This window comes from Sphingobacterium sp. E70, from assembly GCF_019285695.1.
Classification (GTDB): Bacteria; Bacteroidota; Bacteroidia; order Sphingobacteriales; family Sphingobacteriaceae; genus Sphingobacterium; species Sphingobacterium detergens.
Genome location: NZ_CP079104.1, coordinates 417823 through 442282, shown reverse-complemented (window position 1 = coordinate 442282; position 24460 = coordinate 417823). Strand labels below are relative to the sequence as shown.

Genomic DNA, 24460 nt, shown 5'->3' with positions numbered 1-24460 from the left:
AAGATATCGAATAATCGGGATTAAAAAAATTAGATTATTTTATGCTAAAATAATTAGTATAATACTGTTTTTTATTTTTATATTTACATACTTATTTAGCATGTGAACACTTATTCGTAAGCCTATTTTGGATATTTAGGAGAGGTGTATGGATGCTCCAATGTGGTTAAGAGCTATAGATAGGCTGACCATACGGTTTGAGAGATTAGACTAAATTTGAGTTAGATGCCATGGAAGATACGATTGGACAGTTAAATACAGCATATAAAGGACAGATTTTCCGCATTACATATCAGGAAAGAGATTTTCAGATTCAATTGTTGAAAAAGTGTCCGACAAAGAAGAAACAGAATTGGATATTCTGTTAGATGGTCTATTGCAAACTTTGGTTAAGAACAAAGAGAGATGGTCTTTTCAACAGCATGAATTGGATCAGGATCTTGCAAATCATATCTGGCGGGCCATCTCTCTCCGGTATAGACTTTGATAAGAATCAAAGCCTCCCAGTTACTTATTTAATTTACGCCAGGTCCAATAAGTTCAGTGGTGAGGCCTAAAAATCTCAGTAGATTTTTGTTGTCAAAAATTAAAGTAGCATAATGTTTTCCCTTTTTAAAGGTAAGTTTTGAACCACCTGGAAAGGTACTTCCTTCCTCCATTTTTTGCGTTTTGGCTGCATATTTACTGAATTTAGCTGCACTTTCCTTAAGCGTGGTTTTGTTCATCACAAGATTAAAAGGCAAGCCCTCGACAACAAGTGCTTGATCTTCTGGGATATCAAAAAAGATTTCATTGATGGTATTACCTTTTCCAAGACTGGTATAGAGTTCCAGACCGGAATTGGTCAACCATTTGGCATATTTTTCTTCATTGGCATCTTCATAGTAGACCGTTTTCGCATTTAAAGCTGCTTCGATCTTTTGCACTGTCTGTGGGAAAATAAATTCTGAATCCTTGTTTAGGAGCGATTTTATTCCTGCATGGTTTTGCGAGAAAACGCTCATGGTCAATAGCAGGAAGAACATATTCAATGTTAGTGTTTTTATCATCATAGTGATCAATTTTAAGTTCTGGAAAATACAATAATTAAAGATATTAAAAAATTAATCAAATTCATTTCGTCTTTATGGCATTGAGATATATCCTGATATCCTGTTCGAGTTTTATAGGGTATGTATAGCCCAATTTATTTGCTAGTTCCTGCCAATTTCTGCGACAAGATCGGCCATTGCGAATAGCGCCGTCCAATTTTCATTGATATCGCCAGCTGAAAAAGTCCGCATTACTTTTCCCCAGGTTTGCTCGGTCAGGTATTTTTAAATAGGCGTCCATGTTTATTGGTTGTGATATTCCAATCATGCTGGCTAGCGATATACCACTCAATCAGCGGTACCAGATAATCGGTACGTATATTGTTTTCGGACATAAATTTTGCATAAAAATATCCTTTCTGACAAGACATTTGGCGACATAAGTACAGTCCCACCAAAAATCATTGAGTAGCTGTCTGAATTTTTGCTCGGTAGGTTTTTTTATGATTGACACCCGATAGGAGGGTTTTTGATCGCTTCCGTTATCCCCTCTTTGTCAAGGAGTACTTGATAACCAATATCCCAATCTTCGCATAACGGGCTTTGGCGTACCTCTTCCAAAAAATTAGGCTTACTATATAACTTAAAATCAACTTTTATGTGATCTGTATATAAAACCATTTTCATGGCATGTTTGCTATCAAAGTAGCTTTCATCCTCTTCAATCATGGCGATAGGAGAGCCAAAGTTATTTAGCCAATTCTTATCGGCGACATACGTGGTATTGTCATCAAATACAAGTTCGATGTCTAAATCACTTAACTCATCAACTGGTGCCAGTGGATTTACCAAGGAGCTGGTTAGGAGAACTGCCTGAATATCCGTATTGTTTTGTGCCCAATCCATAATCTGCTGTAATTTTTCTGCTCGAGTTTGCATATTTTTAGTTTATTTATGGAGAATAATCCCGTTCATTTCTAAAGAAGCACGACTTACGGCCGTTGGCTTCGCAAAGGTGTCGGAACGACTAACATTAAAAATATACGAAAAATTTTGTTTACCGGACAAGAGCATTTATTAATCAGCATGCAGAAGATGGGTGTCATCCTATTAAGCTTTTATTAATTTAAAGCATAGTCGATGAAAGCTATACAATCATTTTTAGGTAATTTGTAAGATTGGATTGACTATCCAGACCGAACTTCTGTTTGATTCGGTATTTGGTCATCCGTACACTTTTGGGTTCTACGTGAAGTAAGTTGGCAATCTGTTTGGTATCCATATCAAGATAGAAATAGGCACAGTATTTTTGATCTAAAGCGGTCAATTTCTGTTTCGAATGCTCATTGATTTTTAAAGAAATTGGGGTGCAGTTCTGTTATTCTAAACTTTGCTTTTTCGAATTCAGTATCTGTTAGAGACTCTTCTCTAAGGATCTGCTGTATATTGGCGGTTTCGGCTCCTGTTAGTTTTCCTTGACTTGTTGTAGGACCTTACTTTTATGCTGTAATTGCAGCTGACTTGTCATAACTTCATTTTGTAGTTTTTGTTGCTGCAATTCCAATAACTCCTGTTCTAGTTGCATGCGGGCTCGTTCTTCTTTTTCATATTTTATTTGCAGGGAGCTTTCGTTTTTTCGGAAGTAAGTTGTTTTTCCTCGCCAATGCATACTTGAGGTTAAAATGGTAAGAGCGGAACATAAAGAATGATCCAATGACAGCGAGGGCAAAAAGTCCTAAAATAAAATATTTTTGTGTTTGCTGGTTTGTTGCTTTTTCTTGTAGACTTTTAATCTCCTGTTCTTTTTTTTGTTAGTTCATATTGTGCTTCAAAGCGCTTGGTGGTTGAGGCCATCTCTTCGTTAAAAAGCAGGTTACTGTACTCAGCTACCTTTTGCTGAAAATCCAGTGCTTTCTTGAAATCTGATTTTTTTTCGTGTATAGGCTAACCATCGAGTTCAGTACATTGATTAAGGTGTGATAATAAGGCTTCTTTTTTGCGCGAGCATGATGTAGGCTTTATTGAGGTACATTTCTGCAGCATGAAGATCACCTTCCTCCATGCTCAATTCACTGAGCATACCATAACTACTTGCCATTGCTTCTTCATTTGTGGCGGAGCCACACGCAGGGCTTCATTGATATGTTGCCGTATTTTTCGCTTGATTTCTGGATCGCCTATATTGTAATATTTTAAATAGTAGCTTGCCTTGTTGTTATAACTATTGGCATAGGTGTTGGCTGGTACCTGATCAGGATATTGCTTCTGTAATAGGATCGCATGATCGAGATACAGCATGGTGCTATCCAAATGCTGTTTTTGATGAGTGGTTTCATATTTAAAGGAAAACACAACCGATATGGCTGTATAACAATTGGCCAGCATATTGATGTTTTTTGATTTTTGGGCGAATTCCAACGATTTATGGATATAATTCAATGCTTGGGCTTCGTCATTCCATTCCGTATAAACGCCATAAAGAAGGTAATAAATTCGCGCTGTCAGAAGAGGTTCCCGCTCCTTGTCACCAATCTGCGAAAGCGCCTGATGTAACAGTTGCACTGTTTTTTCACTGTCAAAGAGTGTTGTGTGTAATACCGCTGATGCATAGTTTGCATAGGCTGCTGCAAGGGAATTTTTTTGGTTCTGAGCGGAATGATAAGCGCTATCGATAAACTTCTGCGACTTTTCAAAATCTTGTGTATTGGTATATATATTTGACAGAATCCAATATGATTTGGTCATCTCAAGGTTGTTTTTAGAAATTCTGCGAGCGGACTTGAGGCTGTTTTGGGCCATTTGTATGGCCTGTGGATACTGTTCATTAGCGCGATACCAGTCCGCTAATTGCTGTTGGAGCGATACTTGTTCTGTCGCCGTCAAATTCGTCTTTAAAAGGTTTTGTAGACTATCGACATAGCTGTTATTTGCGAAGCCCATTGGTAAGAGACCCGCCCAAAATAGTACAAAAGCAATTATCTTGTTCATGCTACAAATGTACAAAAGCTGTAGACCTAATACGAGCCTTTTTTCTTTTTGTTGTCTTTGTTTTGTTGTTGTAAATTGTTGTTTTTTAGTTTGTTGTGTATGCGTGTAGACGTTTTGTAGATGTTGCATTTACTGACAGTAGACCTTTTGTAGGATCCTATCCTTTGGTTTTAAAATGATGAAAGATGAATTTTGGGATGAACAACAAATCATAAAATTATGGACAACAAAACACGCTCTATTGTATCGTACATCACTTTGATTGGCTGGTTGATAGCCTATTTTTCTCCTAATAAAGAAGCTGACGGCTTGTTGAAGTATCACTTGCGCCAATCTTTGGGATTAGTCATCACTTGGTTCATTGGCAACATGATCATCGCAATCGTTGTGACGATTGTTCCGGCATTAGGGATATTGTACTATAGTAGTTTTGCTTTTTTAGCGCTGATGATTTTCGGTATGATAAACGCTGCAAATGAAGTAAGCAAACCCTTGCCACTGATCGGCAAATTGTTTGAACATAAATTTGCCTTTATCGGATAGGAGTAAAAGCGGGATGGTTATGAAATATTATAAATATCTGATTATGGAGGGGAATGCTTACAAGATTAGGACCTTTATTGCCCTACAGCATATTATACTGATTATTTGGTTTTTTATTGGGCTTTTTATGTTTGCCTATGGTGAGTATATAAAAACAGGTATTGGTATCGTCTCTTTTACACTGTTGATATTGGTTCTAATGATCCTAAGACCATCTAAATTCAGGGTTTGTCCGCAAGATCAACGGATTCAGGTGGACAGAGCCAAGCTAGAAAAAACACCGGATTCGTATTCCTTTTCAGATTTCAGCAGTTTTGAAATGGACACCATTTATTGGCTGCGTATTCCAATAAATAGCACGCTCTATGCAAGATTTAATTTTGAAGGAAAAACCAGTCGTCATGTGGTCAGTCAATCGTTTGGGAGGGGCCAATGCAGGTATTGTCCAATGAGCTGGGAAAATTAATCACCCGGGATCAAGTATAGCATATTTGTTTCAGAAAAATAGTATTAAACTAAATAATTAAAAGATTTAAAATAAAGAGAAATGAAAAAAAGCACTTGGTATTATGCTTATTCTTATTGGATTTGCATTGGTGGTTATTCTAAAAATCGGCATATCAAAAGAAACAGCCTGGATGTTTGAATATGGAAATTGGCCATTGATTATATTAGCCTTGGCTTTGTTGGTTCCGGGCTTGATCCTGTATAATAAAAATAGATAACGATCTCTTATTAAAAATAAGGTTTTAATGAAAATAGAAATGGAATTGAATGAAATAACGAGGACTCATGATTTAATGTGTCAGGTTGGTCATAATAGGCAAATAATCTGGAAAAGGAACTTTATCTTCTTCTTGACTGGTTTATTCTTTCTTGTTTTAGGTTCTTGTGGTATAGGTGAAAAAAGTTACCCAGAGCAGGTCTTTGAACGCGTGGCATTGAATGGGAACAAGATTCCAAATGGTTTTAAGCGGCATTTTAATGAGATTAGGGCACAACTTAAGGCGGGAGTTTAACTATTGTAACCCAAAAGAATGAGGTCAAAAAGGTTGGCGCTGTAGCCTATGTCGAAAATCATTATGTGCGGATGTTTGATGCCGATATTAAGTCCTTAAAGGAATTGGAATCTAAAGCAGAAACAGCTCAAATTTTGACACTTGCGCTCGATATGTTTACCTATGTCGATCAAATCTATAAAGTTGATTTTCCCCGCATTGCTAAAATGATTGATGAAGGGAGGCCTGATGTTGAGATCGATGCCGCTATTGCAGAGCTCGATTCAAATAAAGGCGGGATCATAGATGAAAAGTTTAATGCGGTTCATGATCTGATTATTCCATATGCCGACAAACATGGTGTTGAATATAAAATGCTCAATATGCCTTAAACTGATTTTAAAAAAATATGAAAAATTTCACAAAGGAGGGTAATGTATATACCCTGAACAAACAATATGGGTTGTTTGTTCCATTAATTGGTTTCTTTCTTTTATTAACTATTCTAGGGTTTGTTAAAATACCTGAATCTACATTCAAATGGTGGATGCTGGGAATTACGACGCTATTAACGCTATCCTTCTATGTAGGTTTCCTGACAATAGATATGGACCAAGAGGAATTTCGAACTAGAGTGAGTTTGTTTAGCGGTGTAAAGGTGATGCCACTTTCGGATCTTGAAGGGTTTACAATTCATAAATTGAAACAGATGGGGTTTATTACGACAAACGTTACCCTATTGGCTAATTATAGTAAAAATGGTAAAGACAAGGAGCTGAAGCTTGCTCAACATTTTTATACCAAACCTATTCAAAGTATACTAAATGAAATTCATGAGATTATCGAACGCTAGCTCAAAATAATTAAATGAAAATAGATGGATTTGAAGGATAAACTGCGACTCGAAATCGGGAATAATTGCATTGCATTTAGCCCATATCGGGGAATAATGTCCAGTCTCTATGGGTTTGTTGCGGGTATAGCTGTGACGGCGATAATTTTGGGGCTGTTCAATGCAAGAATAGGAGAGGGAGGACGAATACTTTGTTGTGCTATCATGGTATATCTTTTTATTCATGGACTATATGATCTCATTTTTAAATTGAATGTCCGCTATATATTTGATGGCAATAATCAGGTAATTTATCGGGAGAATTTACCATTTGGCCGACGAAAATTAATGCGATTTGAAGAGGCGGTCATCATCACGAGCTCAGAATCTTGTGACTGGCATTATTGTTTAGGGATCAAGGAAAAACAGTTTTTGAAAAGTTATAAAATCAGCCCTGATTTTGGGTCAGGGAAGGCTTCGGAAAAAGCTGTTTTTGCATATGAGAAGGAGATATTGAACCCAATAGTGGAATTGCTTAGTTAGTCAGTATACTGTTTTTGGGCGGCGTGATATGCAACTGTATTCGTACAATGGGAATCAGTCCAGGTAAAATGGTTATATGAATTTTTATTGCAGCAATAGGTTTATTTTCTAGTGATCTTAAAATATTTGGATCTGCCTCGCGGCAAATGACAGCCAATTTAAAAACCGAAGAGTCCGCTAAAGATAACAATACAATAGATTCCCATCGCCAACAGTAGATTGATGCACAGCGCTGCATATTTCTTCTTCGCTAATAACCAAATTGATTCTATTACTGTATAAATGAGGAGCGGAATTCCAAAACCGAGCATTTCGAAATAAAATAAATAGCCAGCACCCAAACGATCATTTTCTTTATGCATATACCATTGAGAAATAATGATAATAAGGCCAATTAGTATTAAGATACCCAATCTTATTAAGAGATGTCTTTTTAATTGTTTATCTCTCAAAATAGGTGCGCGAATGAAGAAGACCGTTCCTGCAAAGTAAGCTATGATGAATATAATCCCTATAAGCTGTCGGAATGTATAAGATATATTAAACCAACCATTTGTATAGAGTGACCCTATAATTAGTGTTGATAAAAGAAAATAGCCTATCGTTTTATAGTTCATGTGGTAAAATAAACGTTTTGCCCATACCGGATGACGCAAGCCTTTTTGTTGGAAAGAATTCACTTTCTAATAGCAATTTAGGTATAAATCACAATTATAGCAAAAATAGAGGGTGAAGATTAATGCGCCAAAAAATGTATGGAGATAGTAGTCCTTGAAATAAAAATTGTAAACGATTACTAATGACAGTATTATTTAATGGGGTTGGTTGTTTTATTGCTTTAATTTGCATTTTTGCAATATTATGCAATAATATGCTTCTATTTTGATTTATTATTGATAGTTTTGTACGACTAAGCCTAGACAAGTCTATTGCTATACTATTTTAGTTTATCTCAAATTATATGGAAATTAAATCATTACCCATTCGTCCGGATACAGCGAGAAATGCTGTCAGGTTTATCTTTTTGTGTGTGGGTTGGGACTCGCCAGTTGGGCACCTGTCGTTCCTTATGTTAAGCAACGGCTTGGAATAGATGATGGTGTATTGGGACTTTTGATGCTTCTTATCGGCGGCGGAGCTCTTTTTATTATGCCATTTTCGACCATCCTTCTGAATAAATTTGGAACAAGAAAAATTATCTTTCTTTCGGGGATCACGCTCGCATTGATACTGCCGATGTTGTTAATTGCTAATTCCATCATAACAATGGGGATTACACTATTCTTTTTGGTATGTGTATGGGAGGAATAGAAGTTTCCGCAAATGCGCACTCAATCCTTATCCAGAAACTCTTTGATCGGCCTATCTTATCCGGTCTGCACGGTATCTTTAGTGTGGGAGGATTAACGGGGTCGCTCGGATTAGGACTGTTGATAAAGTTAGGGTTTCAGGCTACCTATGCCATGTTATTGATCTCCTTACTGATCGTTGTAATTATGTTCGTCATGTATCGTAGGTTGTATGCGCATGATGATGAAATACGCATTAATAGTCATCATGATGACAAGAAAATGGCTGCAGGTCAGTCCAAATGGGCTGGTTGGTTCAATTTGCATGTTTTATTTCTGGGCATGCTCTGTTTCTGTGCTTATCTCTCCGAAGGTTCAATGTTGGATTGGAGTGCGGTATTTTTGCATGAGGAAAAAATGCACCGCTTGAAATTGCGGGGATAGGGTATGCTGCCTTTTCCATCGCCATGGCAACAATGCGACTTTTTGGCGATGTACTTGTTGTCCGGTTAGATCATCGGGTTGTTGTGGTCGGAGGGGACTCTTAGCGGTATTCGGTTTGCTGGTAGCTGTTTTATCACCTTCTTATTGGGGTGCATTAGCCGGATTTATCCTATTGGGCTTTGGTGCCGCTAATATTGTTCCGATTTTATTTAGTCATGCCGGAAATTTAAAAGGGGTTGGGGCATCAGCAAGTATTCCGGTTATGTCAACATTGGGGCACTCGGGACAGTTGTTGGGCCCCGCCTTGTTGGGTGGAGTTGCCCAATTTTATGGAATTTCAGTCTCGCTTATCGTCGTTGCTTTTCTTATGCTTTCACTTGCCGTGTCTTATTGGATTTATTGGAAATTCCAGGCTAGAAAATAAATTCTTGCAAACTATAGCTGGGCAATTACCTCTTGTGATTGGCCAGCTATAAATACTCAGTTGAACGTTTTATTTTGCAGGTCAGCAACAAAAAAACGATGTGCATCAGTCCAGTTCTTCAACCGTTCAAATCGGTGCTCATTGACATTGTGAAATGTATTAAACATAAGCCCTTTTCCAGAAAAACTGTCTAGATTCTTTAGATGATCGTCAATAAGAAAATCTGTGTCGATAATACCTTTATTCCCACAGAATACGATGTTCTTCCACGAGATAAATGGAAAATATTCCTGTAGCCATTCCCGTTTCTCTAAAAGACTATTGGGAAATTCCATTGCGGCAGATACAACAAAAATCTCATAATAGTTTTGTAATTCCTTCACCACGTCTTGTGCATCTTGTGCAACAGGAATACTGCGGAAAAAACCTGGTCTATGCAAATAGCGTAAGACTGCCGTCTGATCAGGTAAACAATCCGCTTCCTTCAGCCCTACGATGTCGTTTTCATTTATCCGTATACCCGTTTCTTCAAAATAATGTGAAAGATAGTGCCGTTGGATGTCTGCAAGTACACCGTCCATATCAATGGAAATTGTCTTTTTATCATAAGTTTTATCTTTATTATTGCACAAATGTAATTATTTAATTGCAAAATATTGCAATTATAGCAAATTTTTGCAATTCATTTTATTCTGGTAAATCTATATATTTGTTCCTATGCTAAAGTACGATCGTCTGCAAACCATTTTAGATATCACCAATAGGGAGGGCTCGGTTTCATTTCAAACCTTGAGCAAAAGCTTTCGGTATCTGAAGATACCATACGGAGAGATATCAAGGAATTGAATGATCGGGATCTTCTTCGCGCAGTACGGGGAGCTCACAGCATTGTGCAAAAAAATATCATTATCGTGATCGCGAGAAAGCAGGGTTGGAACAGAAAAAGATTATTGCACAAAAAGCTTTATCATTAATAAAAGATGATCAGGTACTTTTTTTTTGATGGGGGACATCTATCCTGGAGTTGACTAAAATTTTACCAAAGGATCTTAAAGTCACTATCATTACGAATAGTTTTCCTGTCGCGAGTGTGATCGAAGACCATCCTTTGATCGATATCATATTTTTGGGAGGCCGACTTTATAAGTCCGCCTTTACCACTTTTGGCAATACTACGTTGGAAAGCATTGCCAATTTTAAAGCTGATTTATACTTTTTGGGCGTTTGTTCAATTACTCCTGAAAATTTGTCCTGTAATTATCAGGAAGATGCTGAAACGAAACGTGCAATGATGAAACAGAGTGTTCGCATCGTTGGATTGTGTACTTCCGATAAATTTGATACGGAGTCAAGCTTTATCATCGATAAAACCAAAAGCTTGATATCATTGTGACAGAACATGAATCAACGAGCCCTCAGATGCGTAAATATATCGCTCAGGGGATCGAGCTGCTTTAGACAAACAATGATGTCGCAGTTTTTTTGCTACATCATTGTTTGTTATCATAGCTATTTTGCGGCTTTGATCTGAATGTCCAATGTAAATTCGTCGTCAATCGCCCGATTCCCGAGGTCAGAGAAAAAGCTGGCCGAACGATATTGGATATCAAAATCCAATCGATTTACCTTTACACCTAATGCTTCGGCCGAAAGTCCGTCAGTGGTGCTGGTTACCTTTGCGGGAAAAGATATCGTTTTCGTTTTGTTTTTAATGGTAAGATTCCCTGTGATTACTGGAGTAGCCTTGCTGTTATCCACTTTGCTGATAATGAATTTTGCTGTTGGATACTTCGGTACATCAAAGAAATCTTCATTTTTAAGATGGCCAGTTAGTTTTGGCGCATCAGTACATGCCATCGAATTCATATCAATGGTAAATCCACCACCGGTAATTTTACCTTTATCTGTTTGGATCGTTCCGTCTTTCAAGGCAATGGTACCAACATGACCACCGACGACTTTCTTCGCATCCCATTTGATTATTGATGATTGTGTACTGACTTTATAGGTTGTTTTTTGCGCAAAAGCAAAGGAAGTACTGCAAATAATAGCAATGAATAATAAGGTTCTTTTCATAGAGATGATTTGTTTAAAATCAAATATACAAGAAAGTAGGCATATTCAAATGAGTAAGGTAATGATTATATAAACGATAGTTTTAAATCAATGATTGTAACCATTCCTGAAAAAAATGGGTAGATTTTTATGACATGATTTATTTTGTAAAATTAGGAAATATTAGCTCCTAACCCGTATAAAGTTGGCTAGGAGGGGAGCTTATCCATTGTAGGAATATTATCTTTTAAGCGGTCCAATATATTTATAGCTATTGATGAATATGCCAGTCGGGGTTATCTTTGAGTCGAGGAAGACAAGTTCCTGGGCGTAAACCTTATCTGAGAGTAGGCGCTTGCCATGTCCCAGCAAAACTGGGTAGGTAATGAGTACCACTTCGTCGACGAGACCCTGCTCAAGTAATAGCGAGGTCAGTGTAGAGCTACCTACAACAATCAGATCGGGACCATCCATTGACTTGAGGGCATGAATCGCGGCGAGAATGTCTTCTTCCAAATTTTTACTGGCCCCCAGGTTAGACTGTCGGGACGGTGTGTTGCGACATATTTTGTTGCAGCATTTATGGCATTGGCCATAGGAAATCTCCCGCATTGGGCCAGAAGCCACTAAAGATATCATAAGTCTGACGACCTAAAAGAAGGTCGAAGTCTGAGCCATATGCCTGAAAGAGCATTTCCGCTCCTGCGGGACTTCTATAGGCAGTTGTCCATGCGCCATAGGCGTAATCTCCATCGTGTTCGATGATGCCATCAAGGAGATGTGTTCGAAAATTCTGATCTTTCTCATTGTTTCAAGTGTTTGATTATCAATTCAAATTTAGCGAAGTTTAGAAGCACGGATGAGGTGCAATTGCGACAATATAAGGGGTAAAACCTTTAGGTCAATCTGTTGTTTTTAGGAATAATTACGAATTGTACGAAGGTCGATGCAATACGATTTACGAACAACATACGGAAATGTATAAAAATATATAGAACTTTAATCCTGCAGATACCGGTGCATGTGGATTTTAAATCTCCCTGTGCCAACGGTACATTCGGCGATGTAAAAAAGATACGCATATGGAATTTTCACCTTTCAACAACGTTGTTAAACTTTGTCTTCAGGGTATGAGCATGGAAGAGGCCAAGCATACTGAAGAAGCCCTTAACTTATTTACGCAAGCTTGGAACGAAGCCACAGACGATCACGAACACTTTCTTGCGGCTTATTATATCGCTAGGAATCAAGAGGCTATTTCCGACAGATTGACATGGTTGGAGGCGGCCTTGAGCCATGCATTAAAACTAAATGATGATACGGTTAAGAGTGCTTTGCCAAATCTTTATTTGAACCTGGCTAAATGCTATGAAGCGCTGGGGATAGTGATAAGTCGCATGGATATGCTGATCTGGCTGCAGTCTTGGGGAAAACCATCAGATACAGGTCCATTTTATCATGGTACAAGAGCTGATTTACCAGTGGGTGCGCTATTGACAGCGGGAGGTAATTCCAACTATCAATCTGAACTTACCATGAACCATATTTATTTCACCGCATTAGTTAACGGAGCCGGACTCGCGGCGGCTTTGGCAAGGGGCGATGGTCGCGAACGTGTTTATATTATTGAACCAATGGGAAGCTATGAAAATGATCCAAATCTAACAGATAAAAAATTCCCAGGTAACCCGACGCGTTCTTATCGTTCCACAATGGCATTGAAAATCATCGGTGAAGTAAGTGACTGGGTCAGACCGAGCCCCGAAGAGCTTCAGCGGTTCCGTGAACGTTTGGCGAAGGGTAATGGAGAAATAATCAATTAAATGCAAGAGGCATATTACCTGTCCAATATGTAGAGAATGCTAGATTGGTGCTTCTAAAGAAAGCTCATGAAGATGATCAGGGTTATGAGATTGATTTTGAAAGGGATTAAAATTTGAAAAGGATCAAATTGACTGTTCAGAGCGGTTGACCAAGAACATTTTGCGATTTTCATTGTTTGTTCAATGTCAATAATGTCTGAAAGATTCTTTTTTTTCGGGCAAATCCCCATTAACTTCGCACAACGTGGTAAATGGATCTTATTTATTGATAATTTGGATCCAATTGGTATTTTATAAAAAACAAAAGAATGATTAAATCGAAAGGTTACGCGGCGAAGGATGGCAATTCCCCGCTTGAATATTGGGAATTTGAAAGAAGAGAACTTGGTTCAAATGATGTGCTAATCGATATCTTGTATAGTGGTATTTGCCATTCAGATATTCACCAGGTGCATGATGAGTGGGGTGGGACACAATATCCAATTGTTCCGGGGCATGAGATCGTTGGCCGCATCAGTGCGGTAGGCAGTGCGGTGACCAAGTTTAAAAAAGGTGATCTAGCCGGTGTTGGTTGTATGGTGGCATCCTGTGGTGAGTGCGATAATTGTAAATCGGATCAGCAACAGTTTTGTTCGGAGAAGAAAACGGTGTGGACTTATAATAGTACGGATGTGATGCACGATCACTCTTGCACCTATGGTGGGTATAGCGATAATATTGTGGCTGATGCAGACTTCGTCTTGCATGTGCCGGAATCGCTTGATATCAAAAAGGTGGCTCCTTTACTTTGTGCGGGATCACCACTTACTCGCCCTTGAAACGATGGAATATCAGCAAGGGGCATAAAGTTGGCGTGCTAGGGTTAGGTGGTTTAGGCCACATGGCAGTGAAGATCGCTGTCGCCATGGGAGCTGAAGTTACGATGATAAGCCATTCGCCCCGTAAAAAGCAGATGCGGCGCTGTTAGGTGCCCAGAAGTTTTTAAATACGCATGAATCTTCGGAGTTAAAGGAGTTTTCAGCCTATTTTGATTTTATCATAGACACCGTATCGGCGCCTCATGATTATAATCTCTATTTGGCATTACTAAAAACCAAGGGTGTATACATCTGTGTTGGTATCCCAGCAGCGCCAATGGAAATTAACGGACGCTCGATTATGGGAGGAAATAAAATTTTGACGGCTTCAAGCATTGGTGGTATACAGGAAACACAGGATATGCTTGATTTTTGTGCTGAACATAATATCCTTCCAGAAACCGAATTGATTGACATTGATTATGTGAACGAGGCTTACCAACGTGTATTGGACAGTGATGTAAAATACCGGTTTGTTATTGATATGGCTTCATTAAATAAATAGTGTCAACAACATAAAAAAATAGGAGTCGTCCACTATTGAAGTGAACCTCAAAAGCTAGACGGATTAACAAAATTAAGTTTTTTGTACTAGAGCTCGGTATTCCACCGGGCTCTTTCCATTTAACCTATGTTTTATTCTTTAATTTTGTTTTTGTCTCCTTAAAGTCTCTTTCTAAATATTCATTTCTAAAAGGATTCACTTTTATTTTTTTAATCGCTTTTTCTCAAAAAGCTTTCTCTAGCCTGTTTGTCTGCGGTCGAAAATCTGCTATTCTGTCGATCTGTATTTATTTCTGATTTTCTGGCTCGTATCTTTAAAACCTTTTTTAGTTTTTATACTGAAGCTGCTCGTTGTTTTGTTTAAACGGCTCTTTTCGATCGTTTTAGCAAAAAATGGTGCTGGATAAAAATGATAATTTGTTGCGCATTGTGTCAAGATTGATGATATATCTCCAAAAAGGAAAAACAGCAGGTTTCGGATTTTTTACCTTGATTGATAGGTCTAATTTTGAGCTGTTGAAAATTATCGTCATGGAAAATATAGTATCTAGATTGCTGGCCAGGGATTGGACAGTCATCACCAGGGAATTGCATGATAAGGGCTTTGTGATTGTACCTGATCTATTAAATCAAGTCGAATGCGATGAGCTGGTTGCAGCTTACGGTGTTGACAATAGGTATCGAAAAACTATTGTAATGGAGCGTTATCGCTTTGGTTTGGGGAATATAAATACTTTCAATATCCCTTGCCCGAGCTGATTACGACAATAAGGAAAAAAGTATACGCATTGATTGCACCAGTCGCCAATCAATGGATGGAGGAGCTTAATATGGACCGAAGATTTCCGGCTTCGCATGCTGCGATGCGTGAACTTTGTCAGCAGCATGGACAGATGGAACCTACCGTCCTTATTTTAAAATATAATACAGGCGGATTTAATACGCTACACCAGGATCTATACGGTGAAATTTACTTTCCCATACAAATCGTATTGCTGTTGGATCAGGTGGATCAGGATTATACCGGTGGTGAGTTTGTTATCACGGAACAGATACCAAGGGCGCAGTCTAAGGTTAATGTCTTAAAACCCAAGCGCGGCGATATGATCATCTTTACGACTAATTTTCGCGCAGCGAAAGGCTCCAAAGGCTATTATCGGGTCCATATGAAGCATGGTGTTAGTCCATTGCACAAGGGTCACCGGCATAGCCTTGGGATTATATTCCATGATGGTCTTAGCTAGGATAGGAGATTCTTGCAGGTAAAAAATAACCCATTTGAATTATAGGTATGTATACAATAGAACAAAAATTAAAAACGAAATATGATCAGACATATGGATTTGGGAGGGACAGCGGCTGAAAGAACCAAGTCCTTAAGTTCCTTCATTCGAAAGGGTGAAATTACCTTGGGCGGATATAAAAAGGCTAAGATTTACGGTCGTCTAAACTGTGCCACGGGTAAACGGATGAAAGTCGAACATCGTGTTTTCTTTCGGGATGAGGCTGATGCCGTCAGCCATGGATATAGACCATGTGGTCATTGTATGCGGGAAAAGTACAAGGAGTGGAAAACTAAAGCAGCAGGGGCTAGTGCATGCTTAAAATAAACGCAGATCTCCGTCTGAAAATTTGCAATCACATTTTAGTTTGCCAGATGAAGATCGTTAAAGGAAAAGTGGAAGTCGTGTCGCGTTGACAATTTCTTTCATGACAAAATAGCTTTCCATATGTCTGATTCCTTTAATCGTTGCAAGCTTATTGAAGTTAAATTCATGATAATGGTCGACATCTCTGACCATAACCTTGAGCTGATAATCAAAAGCTCCTGTCACATGGAAGCATTCGACCACTTCCGGAAATTTCTGTATTTCTTCCATAAATAGCAAAGCACTTTCGTTCGAATGCTTTTCCATACTGATCGATACAAGAACCATCAGGTTCAGGTCCAGTTTTCTTCGATCCAGCAAATATACCTTTTGTTTGAGCACAGCTGTAGCCGTCAACTTCTTAATCCGTTCGTATACAGGAGTCATGGATAAGTTGACCCGATCGGAAATTTCCTTGTTACTCATGTTGGCATCCTGTTGCAAAAGGTCCAAGATCATAAGATCTTTTTCATCTAATTTCATTGTTGTAGTAATTTAAATCTAAAAACAAAGGGGTATAAGCCTGTCGTTGGAATAGCAATTCTAAAAATAATAATATTTCAATATAATTTTACTAAAATAAGTTTAATTGCAGGTATTTAACACTATAATTTAATTTAAAGTAGTAAATTCATATTACTTAATATCAATTACCAACCTAGAAAAAGAATTATGAGTGATCCCCAATTAAAGAAAGTCCTTGGCCCCGTCATGTTGTGGGGATTGGGGTAGGGTATGTAATTTCAGGAATGTATTTTGGATGGAACCTTGGTCTGGCAGAAGGAGGGACCTTAGGGTTAGCCATTGCGACTATATTCGTCATAATTATGTACCTAACCTTTACCTTCAGTTATACAGAAATGGCTTGTGCCATACCGAAAGCTGGAGGGGCTTTTGAATATGCCAATAGGGGACTGGGAAAACAATTGGGGTTTGTTGCAGGGATTGCTCAAAATATAGAATTCGTTTTTGCACCGCCGGCCATTGCAGCGGCGATAGGTGCTTACCTTCATTTGCTTCATCCTGGGGTAGGCTATCTTGCTTTTGCGATCGGAGCCTATCTGATTTTTACAGCAATGAATATTTTAGGTGTGAAACTCGCTGCTTCGTTTGAATTGGTTGTGACAGTCCTTGCGGTTATTGAATTATTGATATTCGCCGGTGTGACGCTGCCAGCATTTGAATTTTCTAATCTTCAACAAAATGCACTTCCCAATGGGTATTCAGGCATTTTTGCATCCATTCCATTTGCCATCTGGTTTTTTCTAGCCATTGAAGGGGTCGCCAATGTGGCTGAGGAAACCATCAATCCGCAGAAAAATGTATTGATCGGTTTTGGGTCAGCTATCGTTACTTTGGTCGTGTTGTGTATCATTACATTTTTATCAGCGGTTGGTGTCGCTGGTTGGGAAGCAGTTGTCTATCCACCGGGAAGTACCGAGGCCTCGGATTCTCCTTTACCTCTTGCTATTGCCAACGTCATTGATAGCTCCCATATTCTATACAAATTACTAATTGGGGTAGGGTTGTTGGGTCTTATTGCGTCGTTCCATGGTATTATTTTGGCCGGGGACGTGCCACTTTTGAATTTGGGCGAGTAGGATATGCACCATCTATCTTAGGAAAAGTTCATTCACGCTTTAAAACACCAGCTAATGCGCTATTGGTCAATATGGCTGTTGGTATAGTCGCGCTACTGACGGGGAAAACGGCTGGGATCATTACCATTGCCTGTTTTGGTGCAATCAGTCTCTATATTATATCCATGTGGTCTTTTTCGCCTTACGCAAGAAAGAACCCGCATTGGAGCGCCCATTTAAAGTTCCTCTGTATCCTTTATTTCCTATGCTTGCGCTGATCATCGCCCTGATCTGCCTGGTTGCTATGATTTACTACAACCCATTGACAGCCTTACTATTCTTTGGGCTTGTCATCTTATCATATCTCTATTTCTTAATCTTCCTTGACAAGGATAAAACCATCAAATCATGATCGACAAAAAGAAATTATTTCCAAATTAAAGGCAAGTACGAGTACACACGTCAAAGTCGCCGTAGCAGATATTGATGGCGTATTGCGAGGCAAATTTATGCACCGTGATAAGTTTATCTCTTCATTGGACGATGAATTCGGCTTTTGTTCCGTCGTGTTTGGATGGGATGTCAATGACCAAGTTTATGACAATGTGGAAATTACAGGCTGGCATACCGGTTATGGAGATTTTCCTGCTCGTATAGATGGAAATACCTTCCGGAAGATACCCTGGCAGGAGGATGTTCCATTTTTTCTGGCTGACTTTGAATCGTCACATGCTACAGACCAAAATGTGTGCCCGAGGGCGCTGTTAAAAATATCATAGCACAGTCTGAACAGGCTGGCTACAAACCCATTTTTGCACAGGAATTTGAATGGTTCAATTTTATTAAAGGTGATATCAATGCATCACAGAACAGCTTTAAAGAAATGACACCGATTACCTCCGGAATGTTCGGTTATTCCATCTTGCGGATGTCTGATAATTATGGGTTCTTTCGTGATCTTCTTGCGATGCTCGAACAGTTTGGTATTCCCTTGGAAGGTTTGCATACTGAAACAGGACCTGGCGTAATGGAGGCGGCGATTCAATGCAGTAATGCGCTTGAAGCTGCAGATCGGGCTACACTCTTTAAGTCAGCAGTAAAGGAGATCGGTAAAAAACATGGTATTGTCGCTAGCTTTATGGCCAAGCAGACGAAAGAACTGCCGGGCTGTAGCGGTCATGTACATCAGAGCCTCTGGGACCTAAAAAAGAAAAAAATCTATTTTATGATGCCGACGATCAGTTAGGCATGAGTGAACTGATGAAGCAATTTCTTGCTGGACAACTGTATTGTCTGCGGGATATTTTACCCTTATTTGCACCAACTGTTAACAGCTATAAAAGGCTCACGGAGGGCGCTTGGGCTCCCACGACTTTAACCTGGGGATAGACAATAGGACTACGGCCCTGCGGGTCATCGATGGTGGACCAAAGGCTACACGTATTGAACATCGGGTGGTTGGTTCGGATGTTAATCCATACCTCGCCATAGCGGCTTGTCTAGCGAGTGGACTTTACGGTATCAAGCATAAACTATCCTTGGACAATCCGTATACTGTGGGTAATGGTTATAAAGATTTGCAACATGGCGTTTTACCAAGAAATCTCTATGAGGCTACGAACCGGATGGCGCAGTCTGAAATAGCATCAGAATTATTCGGTGAAAAATTTGTTGACCACTTCTGTAAATCCAGGTTATGGGAATGGCGGCAGTTTTCAGAACAAGTAACAGATTGGGAAACAAAAAGATATTTTGAAATTATTTAACTGCAAGATGGATACAGATAAAATTTATGGTTTTAATTTTCCGACACCGATTCGTTTCGGTGCAGGAGCGATCAATGAATTACCGGATTACCTATTGCGCAATGGTCTTAACCGCCCTTTATTGGTAACGGATCCAACTATTGCCGAACTTCCTTTTTTAAGGAAATCCAGCGTAAATTGACGGGCAGAGGGATAGACGTGATTGTGTTTCATGATTTGCACAAAAACCCGGTTAAATCCGATGTGCTGCAAGGTGGTGATGTCTATCGGGGAACAATAGGGATTCCATCATCGGTGTTGGAGGTGGAGCTGCACTTGATGTTGCGCGGGCAATAGCACTGCGTTCACATCATCATCGTGATCTCTTTGACTACGACGATCTTATCGGTGGAGATATTTATGTAACCAATGAGATTCCACATCTGATCACTGTGCCCACTACAGCAGGTACTGGAAGTGAGGTTGGTCGTAGTGCTATTATTTCCGAAGACGAAACCAAAAAGAAACGTATTTTGTTCAGCCCTAGGTTGATGGCGAAAATAGTCTTTGCGGATCCGCTCCTCACGATGGATCTTCCGGCATTCGTCACAGCGGCTACAGGAATAGATGCCCTCACACACAATATGGAAGCTTATTTAGCAAAAGGATATCATCCGATGTGTGATGGTATAGCGTTAGAGGGAATGGCGATGGTGGCAACAGCTATTGAAAAGGCAACCAAGGAATCTGATTTACAGTCTCGTTCGAAGATGCTTTTGGCCTCACTCATGGGGGCAGTGGCCTTTCAAAAGGGGCTGGGTATTGTCCATAGTCTGGCACATCCTCTTTCCTCGTTGTTAGACACTCATCATGGACTTGCGAATGCCATTAATCTACCTTACGGTATGCAATTTAATTATGCGGGATTCGAAGATCGTTTTGATAAAATGGCAGTAGCGCTCGGTATTGGCAATAACGCTGGCGATAAAGTCGTGGACTATTTATTTGAACTGAATACACGCCTGGATTTACCTACCCATTTATCATCCATCGGTGTGCAAAAGCAACATCTTGCACCATTGTCGGAACTTGCATACGCGGATTTCTGTCATCCTTCAAATCCGAAGCCGGTGACAACAGAAGACTTTCTTGCTATTTATGAAACAGCATTCTAATAAAAATAGTATGATCAAAATTGGTATAAGCGCCTGCTTCTTTTATCCTGACAAGGAACGTACAGTCTTTGGTCCTAAATCACTGAGCTATATGGAAAATGATATGGCCCGTTGGATAGGGAAAAAGGCGTACTTCCGGTGCTGCTTCCCGATTTAGAGGGGGAGCTGTTGACGGATATTATTGATCAGATGGATGGTATCATCCTCCAAGGGGGAGCGATATTGCTCCAGCGCAATACGGTGAGGATCCCATAGGGATATGGAGAGGAGACGCTTACAGGGATCAGTATGAACTAAAGATATTGGATTATGCGATCAGGAAGGAGAAGCCCATATTGGGGATCTGCCGGGGATTTCAATTGATGAATGTCTATTTTGGGGTTCACTTTATCAGGATATTCCTTCACAGATACCTGGAGCAGGAGCCCATCGGTCGGCAGAATTATACGATACGATTAATCATCCCATAAACTTTGTGTCTGGAACCTTGCTTGGGGATTTGTATGGGCATATCTCTAATCCTAAGGTAAACACCGTACATCATCAGGCGGTCAAACAGCTTGGACAAGATTTGGAAGTATACGCTCATTCGGATGATGGTTTTATCGAGGCATTTGGATATACCAAAGCAGCTCCAGGAAAAGTGATGGGTGTACAATGGCATCCGGAGTTTTCTGTTACCCAAGCCGGAAAACTGTTGGATGAAGAATTGATTTTTAATGTTTTTCTAGAACATGCAAAACAACATAGAAATTAGAAACCCCGCTATGGGGAGGTAGATGCTGTGATCCCTGTTATCACAGCATCCGAATTAGATACAGCGGTCGCTCTTTTAAAAAAAAGGACAACTTTCTTGGGCAAAAGTGCCATTACAACAACGTTTAGATTGCATAATTGCGTTTGGACAGTTAATTCTGGCCAATAAACAAGAACTTGCCGAAATCCTTACGAAGGAAACGGGAAAACCGATTACCCAGTCGCTAAACGAAATTGTAGGAGCGCAAAACCGTATCGAACATCTTCGGACAAATGCGAGCAAATGGCTTTCTGAGGAACTCATTACAACAACTGGGGCCACCCGCGAAAAGATTGTGTATGAACCACTGGGGCTGATCGCCAATATTTCCGCATGGAATTTCCCTTATAATGTTGGGTTTAATGTATTTCTATATGCACTTGTAGCTGGCAATGCCGTGCTTTATAAGCCATCAGAGTTTGCTACTGGTACAGGTATACAGTTTGAGAAATATCTGTATCAAGCGGGTATTCCCAAGATGTATTCAAATGTGTTGTCGGAGATGCCGAGATTGGCCAGCAATTATTGGAGCTACCTCTGGATGGCTATTTTTTTACAGGGTCATATAAGACTGGTCTCCATATTGCGACCACAGTAGCGCATAAATTAGTTCCCGTCCAATTGGAACTAGGCGGGAAGGATCCGCTGTATGTTGCTGATGATATCTTAGATATTAAGAAAGCCGCCATTTCAGCAGCAGAAGGTGCATTTTACAACAATGGACAAAGCTGTTGTGCTGTGGAGCGTATTTATGTATCGGACAAAATATACGATCAGTTTGTTGAAGCCTTTGTCGAGGAAGTAGCCTCTTATACCATTGGAGATCCGATGAAGCAAGATGTATTTATCGGGCCACTAACCAGAGCCGCTCAGCTGACTGTGCTTGATGCCCAAGTAAAAGATGCGCTTGCAAAGGAGCAACCTTGCGCCTGGGGGCATACACTGGAAGATACAGGTTATTACTATGCACCTACAGTTTTTGAGTATTGCAATCACGACATGGAATTGATGAAGGAGGAGAGTTTCGGCCCGTTGATTGGCATCCAAAAGGTGGCTTCAGATGATGAGGCGATCCATCTAATGCAGGATACCACGTATGGCCTGACTGCAGCCGTATTTTCAGCTGATCAGGATAGGGCCATGGCAATACTGGAAAAAATGAACACGGGAACAGTGTATTGGAATTGCTGTGATCGGGTAAGTCCCAACGTCCCTTGGTCTGGACGAAAAAACTCAGGGCTGGGATCAACCCTATCTGCGCAGGGAATCCGCGCTTTTGTTCAGCCCAAAGCATACCATCTGCGACCATAGCTTTTTTGTCTAAATATCGTTTGTAAGGAATTGATTCCCTACTTTCAAGGTTTTAAGTCGTTTTTGAAAAAACGTCTGTTTATTTCTGTAAGGTTTAATACTGTCGTTCATGACATCGTATTAAACCTTACTTTTTAAATGGAATATCGTGATCTCAGGTAATATTCCCACTCGACTGGGGTAATCTAGGTAGCCGAAACCTACATTCACATAAAGTGATTGATGTTTTCCTGATACAGACCGGCCCATTCACGATAAGCATATTTAATTGGGCTCCACTGATAATCTGGATTGCTAAAGCCGAATTGACCACCATGTGTGTGTCCACTAAAGGTGACATCGATCATCGGATATTTTGGTAATACCTCAGCCCTCCAATGTGACGGGTCATGTGAAAGGAGGAAGTTGATAGGTGAAGAAGGATCAACCTTGGACATGGCCAGATCGAGATCGCCATAATTGTGCGGGTTGTTTACCCCCAGTTCTCTACACCTACAAGCGTGATTTTTTCATTATTTAAGACAATCTCCTTCGATTCGTTTAATAGCAGCTGCCAGCCAAGTTTGCGATGGATATCTTTTACATTGTTCAGGTTCTGTTGTTTGGTCAACTTACGCTCATTGTTGAAATGGAACCTATTAAAATGATAGTCCCCATAGTCGTGATTTCCCAAAATAGAAAAGACACCCAAGGGAGCCGTTAGTTTACCAAATATGGAGAGGTAGTCATCCATCTCATCGGCAAAGTCATTCACCAGATCTCCTGTGAAGAAAATAATATCTGGCTTTTGTGAAAGCAATAGGCTTATCCCATTTTTTACAGCATTTAAATTATAAAGACTGCCCGCGTGTATGTCAGAAATCTGAGCGATGGTCTTACCTTCGAACGATTTTGGGAGATCGGGTAAAATCAAATTGACCTGTTTGATCTGGTAATTATAGATATTGGATATAAAACCACGGGTTAAGGCGACTAAAGGGATACTGCTCAACAAAAGACCACTTTTGATGATGAAATCAGATCTTCCTATGGTCTTATTATTTACATCCGGTATTGTATTATTGTTTGTTAGTCGTCTGCCTATATTTCTAAAAAATATCGAAAGTATATCCACGCCGATGGAGAAAAGAAGGATTGTCTTTGCAAGTAGCAATGAAATGGGGAAGAACATGAAACAAGCAGCGATAAAATTGTTCCATTCGAAAAATAAATCCAGGAACATGCAGGCATAAGAGAAAATATTCAATAACCACCAGATTACATTTGCGGTTAATGGTTGTGATTTCCATACGGCCAGTCTGCATAGCCTTAAATATATTAAAATATCAAAGAGAAGAAATATAAAGATGATTTTTAAGAAACTGTATAATTGTGGGATCATATAAAAGTATGTTTGTCTGAACCAAATCTTGCCATAGGGCAAGCGTCCTGACTAATTAATTTATTTATCTTGTATTTTCGTTAAAAATAACAAATATGAATACAAAATTTGAAGCTGGGATTAATATTGCCATAAAAATTCCCAAAAATAAATATGAAAAGACGGTAGCTTTTTACAGGGATATTCTGAAATTGGATGTCGAGGAGAAGCCGATCGATAACCCAACGGTCTCCAGGACACATGAGGTGAAGTTTGGGCACAATATTATTTGGCTTGATTGTGTGGATAACTACACTCATTCCGAAACTTGGTTGCAGCTTACTGTTCCGAATGTTGCTGAAGCGACCGATTATCTATTGTCAAGTGGGGTGGAAACCTGTGACGAAATTGAGGAACTTCCGGAAAATATGCATTGGATTACCGACCCCGCTGGTACCGTGTTCAATTTGCAGCAAAAGCGATAAAATGCTGATTTCGGGCTATGTTGTTAGC

The 24460-nt window shown here is 39.6% G+C and carries 39 protein-coding genes and 4 pseudogenes; 31 read left to right on the top strand and 12 right to left on the bottom strand.

The annotated features are described in order from the left end of the window. Positions 1–328 precede the first annotated feature (328 nt). Complete coding sequence (locus KUH03_RS03280; protein ID WP_257091555.1) at positions 329–487, top strand: hypothetical protein; 159 nt, start codon at positions 329–331, stop codon at positions 485–487. A gap of 28 nt (positions 488–515) precedes the next feature. On the opposite strand, the gene KUH03_RS03275 is transcribed toward KUH03_RS03280, so the two are convergent. From KUH03_RS03275 to KUH03_RS03255, 5 genes and pseudogenes are all read right to left on the bottom strand, one after another. Continuing rightward, positions 516–1052, bottom strand: coding sequence for a hypothetical protein (locus tag KUH03_RS03275; protein WP_257091554.1), 537 nt, complete (start codon positions 1050–1052; stop codon positions 516–518). A gap of 61 nt (positions 1053–1113) precedes the next feature. Then, positions 1114–1970 (bottom strand): annotated as a pseudogene (locus KUH03_RS03270) (AadS family aminoglycoside 6-adenylyltransferase). A gap of 208 nt (positions 1971–2178) precedes the next feature. After that, on the bottom strand, positions 2179–2358 hold the full coding sequence (locus KUH03_RS03265) for a LuxR C-terminal-related transcriptional regulator (RefSeq protein ID WP_257091553.1): 180 nt from the start codon (positions 2356–2358) through the stop codon (positions 2179–2181). 642 nt (positions 2359–3000) lie between these two features. Next, positions 3001–3129 (bottom strand): hypothetical protein, encoded by a 129-nt coding sequence (locus tag KUH03_RS03260; RefSeq protein WP_257091552.1) that lies wholly within the window; start codon positions 3127–3129, stop codon positions 3001–3003. Beyond that, positions 3096–3971, bottom strand: coding sequence for a hypothetical protein (locus tag KUH03_RS03255; protein ID WP_257091551.1), 876 nt, complete (start codon positions 3969–3971; stop codon positions 3096–3098). The genes KUH03_RS03260 and KUH03_RS03255 overlap by 34 nt, the downstream gene beginning before the upstream one ends. Before the next feature lie 267 nt (positions 3972–4238). Here KUH03_RS03255 and KUH03_RS03250 point away from each other — a divergent pair, with 267 nt between their 5' ends. The 7 genes from KUH03_RS03250 (at position 4239) to KUH03_RS03220 (ending at position 6935) form a co-directional block, all read left to right on the top strand. Beyond that, the gene (locus KUH03_RS03250; protein ID WP_120257012.1) at positions 4239–4562 is read left to right on the top strand and encodes a DUF4870 domain-containing protein; all 324 of its coding nucleotides are present in this window, start codon (positions 4239–4241) and stop codon (positions 4560–4562) included. Positions 4563–4581: 19 nt separating this feature from the next. Next, positions 4582–5028, top strand: a complete 447-nt coding sequence (locus KUH03_RS03245) for a hypothetical protein (protein ID WP_257091550.1) — start codon at positions 4582–4584, stop codon at positions 5026–5028. Between the two features lie 103 nt (positions 5029–5131). After that, positions 5132–5287: a hypothetical protein gene (locus KUH03_RS03240; protein WP_257091549.1), complete on the top strand. Its 156-nt coding sequence runs from the start codon at positions 5132–5134 to the stop codon at positions 5285–5287. Positions 5288–5314: 27 nt separating this feature from the next. Further along, positions 5315–5581: a hypothetical protein gene (locus KUH03_RS03235; protein WP_257091548.1), complete on the top strand. Its 267-nt coding sequence runs from the start codon at positions 5315–5317 to the stop codon at positions 5579–5581. 71 nt (positions 5582–5652) lie between these two features. Then, positions 5653–5952, top strand: coding sequence for a hypothetical protein (locus KUH03_RS03230; protein ID WP_257091547.1), 300 nt, complete (start codon positions 5653–5655; stop codon positions 5950–5952). 17 nt (positions 5953–5969) lie between these two features. After that, complete coding sequence (locus KUH03_RS03225; protein WP_257091546.1) at positions 5970–6413, top strand: hypothetical protein; 444 nt, start codon at positions 5970–5972, stop codon at positions 6411–6413. Positions 6414–6437: 24 nt separating this feature from the next. Next, the gene (locus KUH03_RS03220; protein ID WP_257091545.1) at positions 6438–6935 is read left to right on the top strand and encodes a hypothetical protein; all 498 of its coding nucleotides are present in this window, start codon (positions 6438–6440) and stop codon (positions 6933–6935) included. Between the two features lie 158 nt (positions 6936–7093). On the opposite strand, the gene KUH03_RS03215 is transcribed toward KUH03_RS03220, so the two are convergent. Continuing rightward, positions 7094–7615 carry a hypothetical protein gene (locus tag KUH03_RS03215; RefSeq protein ID WP_257091544.1) on the bottom strand — a complete coding sequence of 174 codons (522 nt, stop codon included), beginning with the start codon at positions 7613–7615 and terminating at the stop codon, positions 7094–7096. A 355-nt stretch (positions 7616–7970) separates the two neighbouring features. On the opposite strand from KUH03_RS03215, the gene KUH03_RS03210 reads away from it, so the two are divergent. From KUH03_RS03210 to KUH03_RS03200, 3 genes are all read left to right on the top strand, one after another. Further along, positions 7971–8246 carry a hypothetical protein gene (locus tag KUH03_RS03210; protein WP_257091543.1) on the top strand — a complete coding sequence of 92 codons (276 nt, stop codon included), beginning with the start codon at positions 7971–7973 and terminating at the stop codon, positions 8244–8246. Next, complete coding sequence (locus KUH03_RS03205; protein WP_257091542.1) at positions 8234–8668, top strand: hypothetical protein; 435 nt, start codon at positions 8234–8236, stop codon at positions 8666–8668. The genes KUH03_RS03210 and KUH03_RS03205 overlap by 13 nt, the downstream gene beginning before the upstream one ends. A gap of 115 nt (positions 8669–8783) precedes the next feature. After that, on the top strand, positions 8784–9092 hold the full coding sequence (locus KUH03_RS03200; RefSeq protein ID WP_257091541.1) for a hypothetical protein: 309 nt from the start codon (positions 8784–8786) through the stop codon (positions 9090–9092). A 56-nt stretch (positions 9093–9148) separates the two neighbouring features. On the opposite strand, the gene KUH03_RS03195 is transcribed toward KUH03_RS03200, so the two are convergent. Then, entirely contained in the window at positions 9149–9724 is a 576-nt protein-coding gene (locus KUH03_RS03195) for a 5'(3')-deoxyribonucleotidase (protein WP_257091540.1), read from the bottom strand. A 147-nt stretch (positions 9725–9871) separates the two neighbouring features. Here KUH03_RS03195 and KUH03_RS03190 point away from each other — a divergent pair, with 147 nt between their 5' ends. Next, complete coding sequence (locus KUH03_RS03190) at positions 9872–10066, top strand: DeoR family transcriptional regulator (protein ID WP_257098025.1); 195 nt, start codon at positions 9872–9874, stop codon at positions 10064–10066. Between the two features lie 50 nt (positions 10067–10116). Next, complete coding sequence (locus KUH03_RS03185; RefSeq protein WP_257091539.1) at positions 10117–10485, top strand: hypothetical protein; 369 nt, start codon at positions 10117–10119, stop codon at positions 10483–10485. A gap of 116 nt (positions 10486–10601) precedes the next feature. On the opposite strand, the gene KUH03_RS03180 is transcribed toward KUH03_RS03185, so the two are convergent. Both KUH03_RS03180 and KUH03_RS03175 read right to left on the bottom strand, forming a co-directional pair. Beyond that, complete coding sequence (locus KUH03_RS03180; RefSeq protein ID WP_257091538.1) at positions 10602–11168, bottom strand: YceI family protein; 567 nt, start codon at positions 11166–11168, stop codon at positions 10602–10604. Between the two features lie 219 nt (positions 11169–11387). Continuing rightward, entirely contained in the window at positions 11388–11663 is a 276-nt protein-coding gene (locus KUH03_RS03175; RefSeq protein WP_257091537.1) for a dihydrofolate reductase family protein, read from the bottom strand. An 881-nt stretch (positions 11664–12544) separates the two neighbouring features. Between KUH03_RS03175 and arr the strand changes: the two genes are divergently transcribed. The 6 genes from arr to KUH03_RS03150 all read left to right on the top strand — a co-directional run bounded on the left by arr (position 12545) and on the right by KUH03_RS03150 (position 15941). Next, the gene (arr, locus tag KUH03_RS48015; protein ID WP_373564932.1) at positions 12545–12970 is read left to right on the top strand and encodes an NAD(+)--rifampin ADP-ribosyltransferase; all 426 of its coding nucleotides are present in this window, start codon (positions 12545–12547) and stop codon (positions 12968–12970) included. Between the two features lie 308 nt (positions 12971–13278). Further along, positions 13279–13788, top strand: coding sequence for an alcohol dehydrogenase catalytic domain-containing protein (locus tag KUH03_RS45160; RefSeq protein ID WP_306429428.1), 510 nt, complete (start codon positions 13279–13281; stop codon positions 13786–13788). A gap of 142 nt (positions 13789–13930) precedes the next feature. Then, positions 13931–14332 (top strand): zinc-binding dehydrogenase, encoded by a 402-nt coding sequence (locus tag KUH03_RS45155; protein WP_306429926.1) that lies wholly within the window; start codon positions 13931–13933, stop codon positions 14330–14332. A 392-nt stretch (positions 14333–14724) separates the two neighbouring features. Then, positions 14725–15090, top strand: coding sequence for a hypothetical protein (locus tag KUH03_RS03160; protein ID WP_257091535.1), 366 nt, complete (start codon positions 14725–14727; stop codon positions 15088–15090). Further along, the gene (locus tag KUH03_RS03155) at positions 15078–15575 is read left to right on the top strand and encodes a 2OG-Fe(II) oxygenase (protein ID WP_257091534.1); all 498 of its coding nucleotides are present in this window, start codon (positions 15078–15080) and stop codon (positions 15573–15575) included. The genes KUH03_RS03160 and KUH03_RS03155 overlap by 13 nt, the downstream gene beginning before the upstream one ends. An 81-nt stretch (positions 15576–15656) precedes the next feature. Then, a complete protein-coding gene (locus tag KUH03_RS03150; protein ID WP_257091533.1) occupies positions 15657–15941 on the top strand; it encodes an Ada metal-binding domain-containing protein in 285 nt (94 codons plus the stop codon). Positions 15942–15998: 57 nt separating this feature from the next. Here KUH03_RS03150 and KUH03_RS03145 read toward each other — a convergent pair whose 3' ends face one another. Beyond that, positions 15999–16463 carry an Lrp/AsnC family transcriptional regulator gene (locus tag KUH03_RS03145; RefSeq protein ID WP_120257026.1) on the bottom strand — a complete coding sequence of 155 codons (465 nt, stop codon included), beginning with the start codon at positions 16461–16463 and terminating at the stop codon, positions 15999–16001. A 233-nt stretch (positions 16464–16696) separates the two neighbouring features. On the opposite strand from KUH03_RS03145, the gene KUH03_RS03140 reads away from it, so the two are divergent. From KUH03_RS03140 to KUH03_RS48010, 11 genes and pseudogenes are all read left to right on the top strand, one after another. Further along, complete coding sequence (locus KUH03_RS03140) at positions 16697–17581, top strand: amino acid permease (RefSeq protein WP_257091532.1); 885 nt, start codon at positions 16697–16699, stop codon at positions 17579–17581. A 166-nt stretch (positions 17582–17747) separates the two neighbouring features. Next, positions 17748–17972 (top strand): hypothetical protein, encoded by a 225-nt coding sequence (locus tag KUH03_RS03135; protein ID WP_257091531.1) that lies wholly within the window; start codon positions 17748–17750, stop codon positions 17970–17972. After that, positions 17944–18339, top strand: coding sequence for a hypothetical protein (locus KUH03_RS03130; RefSeq protein ID WP_257091530.1), 396 nt, complete (start codon positions 17944–17946; stop codon positions 18337–18339). Before KUH03_RS03135 ends, KUH03_RS03130 begins: the two co-directional genes overlap by 29 nt. Then, entirely contained in the window at positions 18309–18806 is a 498-nt protein-coding gene (locus KUH03_RS03125; RefSeq protein WP_257091529.1) for a glutamine synthetase, read from the top strand. Before KUH03_RS03130 ends, KUH03_RS03125 begins: the two co-directional genes overlap by 31 nt. A gap of 2 nt (positions 18807–18808) precedes the next feature. Continuing rightward, positions 18809–19326, top strand: a pseudogene (locus KUH03_RS03115) (hypothetical protein). A 7-nt stretch (positions 19327–19333) separates the two neighbouring features. After that, positions 19334–19507 (top strand): hypothetical protein, encoded by a 174-nt coding sequence (locus tag KUH03_RS03110; protein WP_257091527.1) that lies wholly within the window; start codon positions 19334–19336, stop codon positions 19505–19507. Beyond that, positions 19504–19662, top strand: a complete 159-nt coding sequence (locus tag KUH03_RS03105) for a hypothetical protein (RefSeq protein WP_257091526.1) — start codon at positions 19504–19506, stop codon at positions 19660–19662. Before KUH03_RS03110 ends, KUH03_RS03105 begins: the two co-directional genes overlap by 4 nt. Then, on the top strand, positions 19614–20480 hold the full coding sequence (locus KUH03_RS03100; protein ID WP_306429925.1) for an iron-containing alcohol dehydrogenase: 867 nt from the start codon (positions 19614–19616) through the stop codon (positions 20478–20480). Before KUH03_RS03105 ends, KUH03_RS03100 begins: the two co-directional genes overlap by 49 nt. 111 nt (positions 20481–20591) lie before the next feature. Then, positions 20592–20735, top strand: a complete 144-nt coding sequence (locus KUH03_RS03095; protein WP_257091525.1) for a gamma-glutamyl-gamma-aminobutyrate hydrolase family protein — start codon at positions 20592–20594, stop codon at positions 20733–20735. Then, positions 20702–21237 (top strand): annotated as a pseudogene (locus tag KUH03_RS03090) (gamma-glutamyl-gamma-aminobutyrate hydrolase family protein). Before KUH03_RS03095 ends, KUH03_RS03090 begins: the two are co-directional and overlap by 34 nt. Before the next feature lie 106 nt (positions 21238–21343). Beyond that, positions 21344–22587 (top strand): annotated as a pseudogene (locus tag KUH03_RS48010) (aldehyde dehydrogenase family protein). A gap of 206 nt (positions 22588–22793) precedes the next feature. Here KUH03_RS48010 and KUH03_RS03075 read toward each other — a convergent pair. Together KUH03_RS03075 and KUH03_RS03070 are read right to left on the bottom strand one after the other, a co-directional pair. Further along, the gene (locus KUH03_RS03075; RefSeq protein ID WP_257091523.1) at positions 22794–23024 is read right to left on the bottom strand and encodes a hypothetical protein; all 231 of its coding nucleotides are present in this window, start codon (positions 23022–23024) and stop codon (positions 22794–22796) included. A gap of 35 nt (positions 23025–23059) precedes the next feature. After that, positions 23060–23968, bottom strand: a complete 909-nt coding sequence (locus KUH03_RS03070; RefSeq protein ID WP_257091522.1) for a metallophosphoesterase — start codon at positions 23966–23968, stop codon at positions 23060–23062. 95 nt (positions 23969–24063) lie between these two features. On the opposite strand from KUH03_RS03070, the gene KUH03_RS03065 reads away from it, so the two are divergent. Next, complete coding sequence (locus KUH03_RS03065; protein ID WP_120257032.1) at positions 24064–24432, top strand: VOC family protein; 369 nt, start codon at positions 24064–24066, stop codon at positions 24430–24432. Positions 24433–24460: the final 28 nt, after the last annotated feature.

Bases quoted from the DNA above. Each gene is read 5' to 3' on its own strand.
- KUH03_RS03110 (WP_257091527.1), top strand. From the start codon at position 19,334: ATGGATACAGATAAAATTTATGGTTTTAATTTTCCGACACCGATTCGT.
- KUH03_RS03240 (WP_257091549.1), top strand. From the start codon at position 5,132: ATGCTTATTCTTATTGGATTTGCATTGGTGGTTATTCTAAAAATCGGC.
- KUH03_RS03235 (WP_257091548.1), top strand. From the start codon at position 5,315: ATGAAAATAGAAATGGAATTGAATGAAATAACGAGGACTCATGATTTA.
- KUH03_RS03230 (WP_257091547.1), top strand. From the start codon at position 5,653: ATGTTTGATGCCGATATTAAGTCCTTAAAGGAATTGGAATCTAAAGCA.
- KUH03_RS03145 (WP_120257026.1), bottom strand. From the start codon at position 16,463: ATGAAATTAGATGAAAAAGATCTTATGATCTTGGACCTTTTGCAACAG.
- KUH03_RS45160 (WP_306429428.1), top strand. From the start codon at position 13,279: ATGATTAAATCGAAAGGTTACGCGGCGAAGGATGGCAATTCCCCGCTT.
- KUH03_RS03070 (WP_257091522.1), bottom strand. From the start codon at position 23,968: ATGATCCCACAATTATACAGTTTCTTAAAAATCATCTTTATATTTCTT.
- KUH03_RS03245 (WP_257091550.1), top strand. From the start codon at position 4,582: ATGAAATATTATAAATATCTGATTATGGAGGGGAATGCTTACAAGATT.
- KUH03_RS03160 (WP_257091535.1), top strand. From the start codon at position 14,725: ATGGTGCTGGATAAAAATGATAATTTGTTGCGCATTGTGTCAAGATTG.
- KUH03_RS03250 (WP_120257012.1), top strand. From the start codon at position 4,239: ATGGACAACAAAACACGCTCTATTGTATCGTACATCACTTTGATTGGC.
- KUH03_RS03260 (WP_257091552.1), bottom strand. From the start codon at position 3,129: ATGGCAAGTAGTTATGGTATGCTCAGTGAATTGAGCATGGAGGAAGGT.
- KUH03_RS03065 (WP_120257032.1), top strand. From the start codon at position 24,064: ATGAATACAAAATTTGAAGCTGGGATTAATATTGCCATAAAAATTCCC.
- arr (WP_373564932.1), top strand. From the start codon at position 12,545: ATGGATATGCTGATCTGGCTGCAGTCTTGGGGAAAACCATCAGATACA.
- KUH03_RS03075 (WP_257091523.1), bottom strand. From the start codon at position 23,024: ATGTCCAAGGTTGATCCTTCTTCACCTATCAACTTCCTCCTTTCACAT.
- KUH03_RS03205 (WP_257091542.1), top strand. From the start codon at position 8,234: ATGGGAGGAATAGAAGTTTCCGCAAATGCGCACTCAATCCTTATCCAG.
- KUH03_RS03225 (WP_257091546.1), top strand. From the start codon at position 5,970: ATGAAAAATTTCACAAAGGAGGGTAATGTATATACCCTGAACAAACAA.
- KUH03_RS03150 (WP_257091533.1), top strand. From the start codon at position 15,657: ATGATCAGACATATGGATTTGGGAGGGACAGCGGCTGAAAGAACCAAG.
- KUH03_RS03180 (WP_257091538.1), bottom strand. From the start codon at position 11,168: ATGAAAAGAACCTTATTATTCATTGCTATTATTTGCAGTACTTCCTTT.
- KUH03_RS03275 (WP_257091554.1), bottom strand. From the start codon at position 1,052: ATGATGATAAAAACACTAACATTGAATATGTTCTTCCTGCTATTGACC.
- KUH03_RS03255 (WP_257091551.1), bottom strand. From the start codon at position 3,971: ATGGGCTTCGCAAATAACAGCTATGTCGATAGTCTACAAAACCTTTTA.
- KUH03_RS03220 (WP_257091545.1), top strand. From the start codon at position 6,438: ATGGATTTGAAGGATAAACTGCGACTCGAAATCGGGAATAATTGCATT.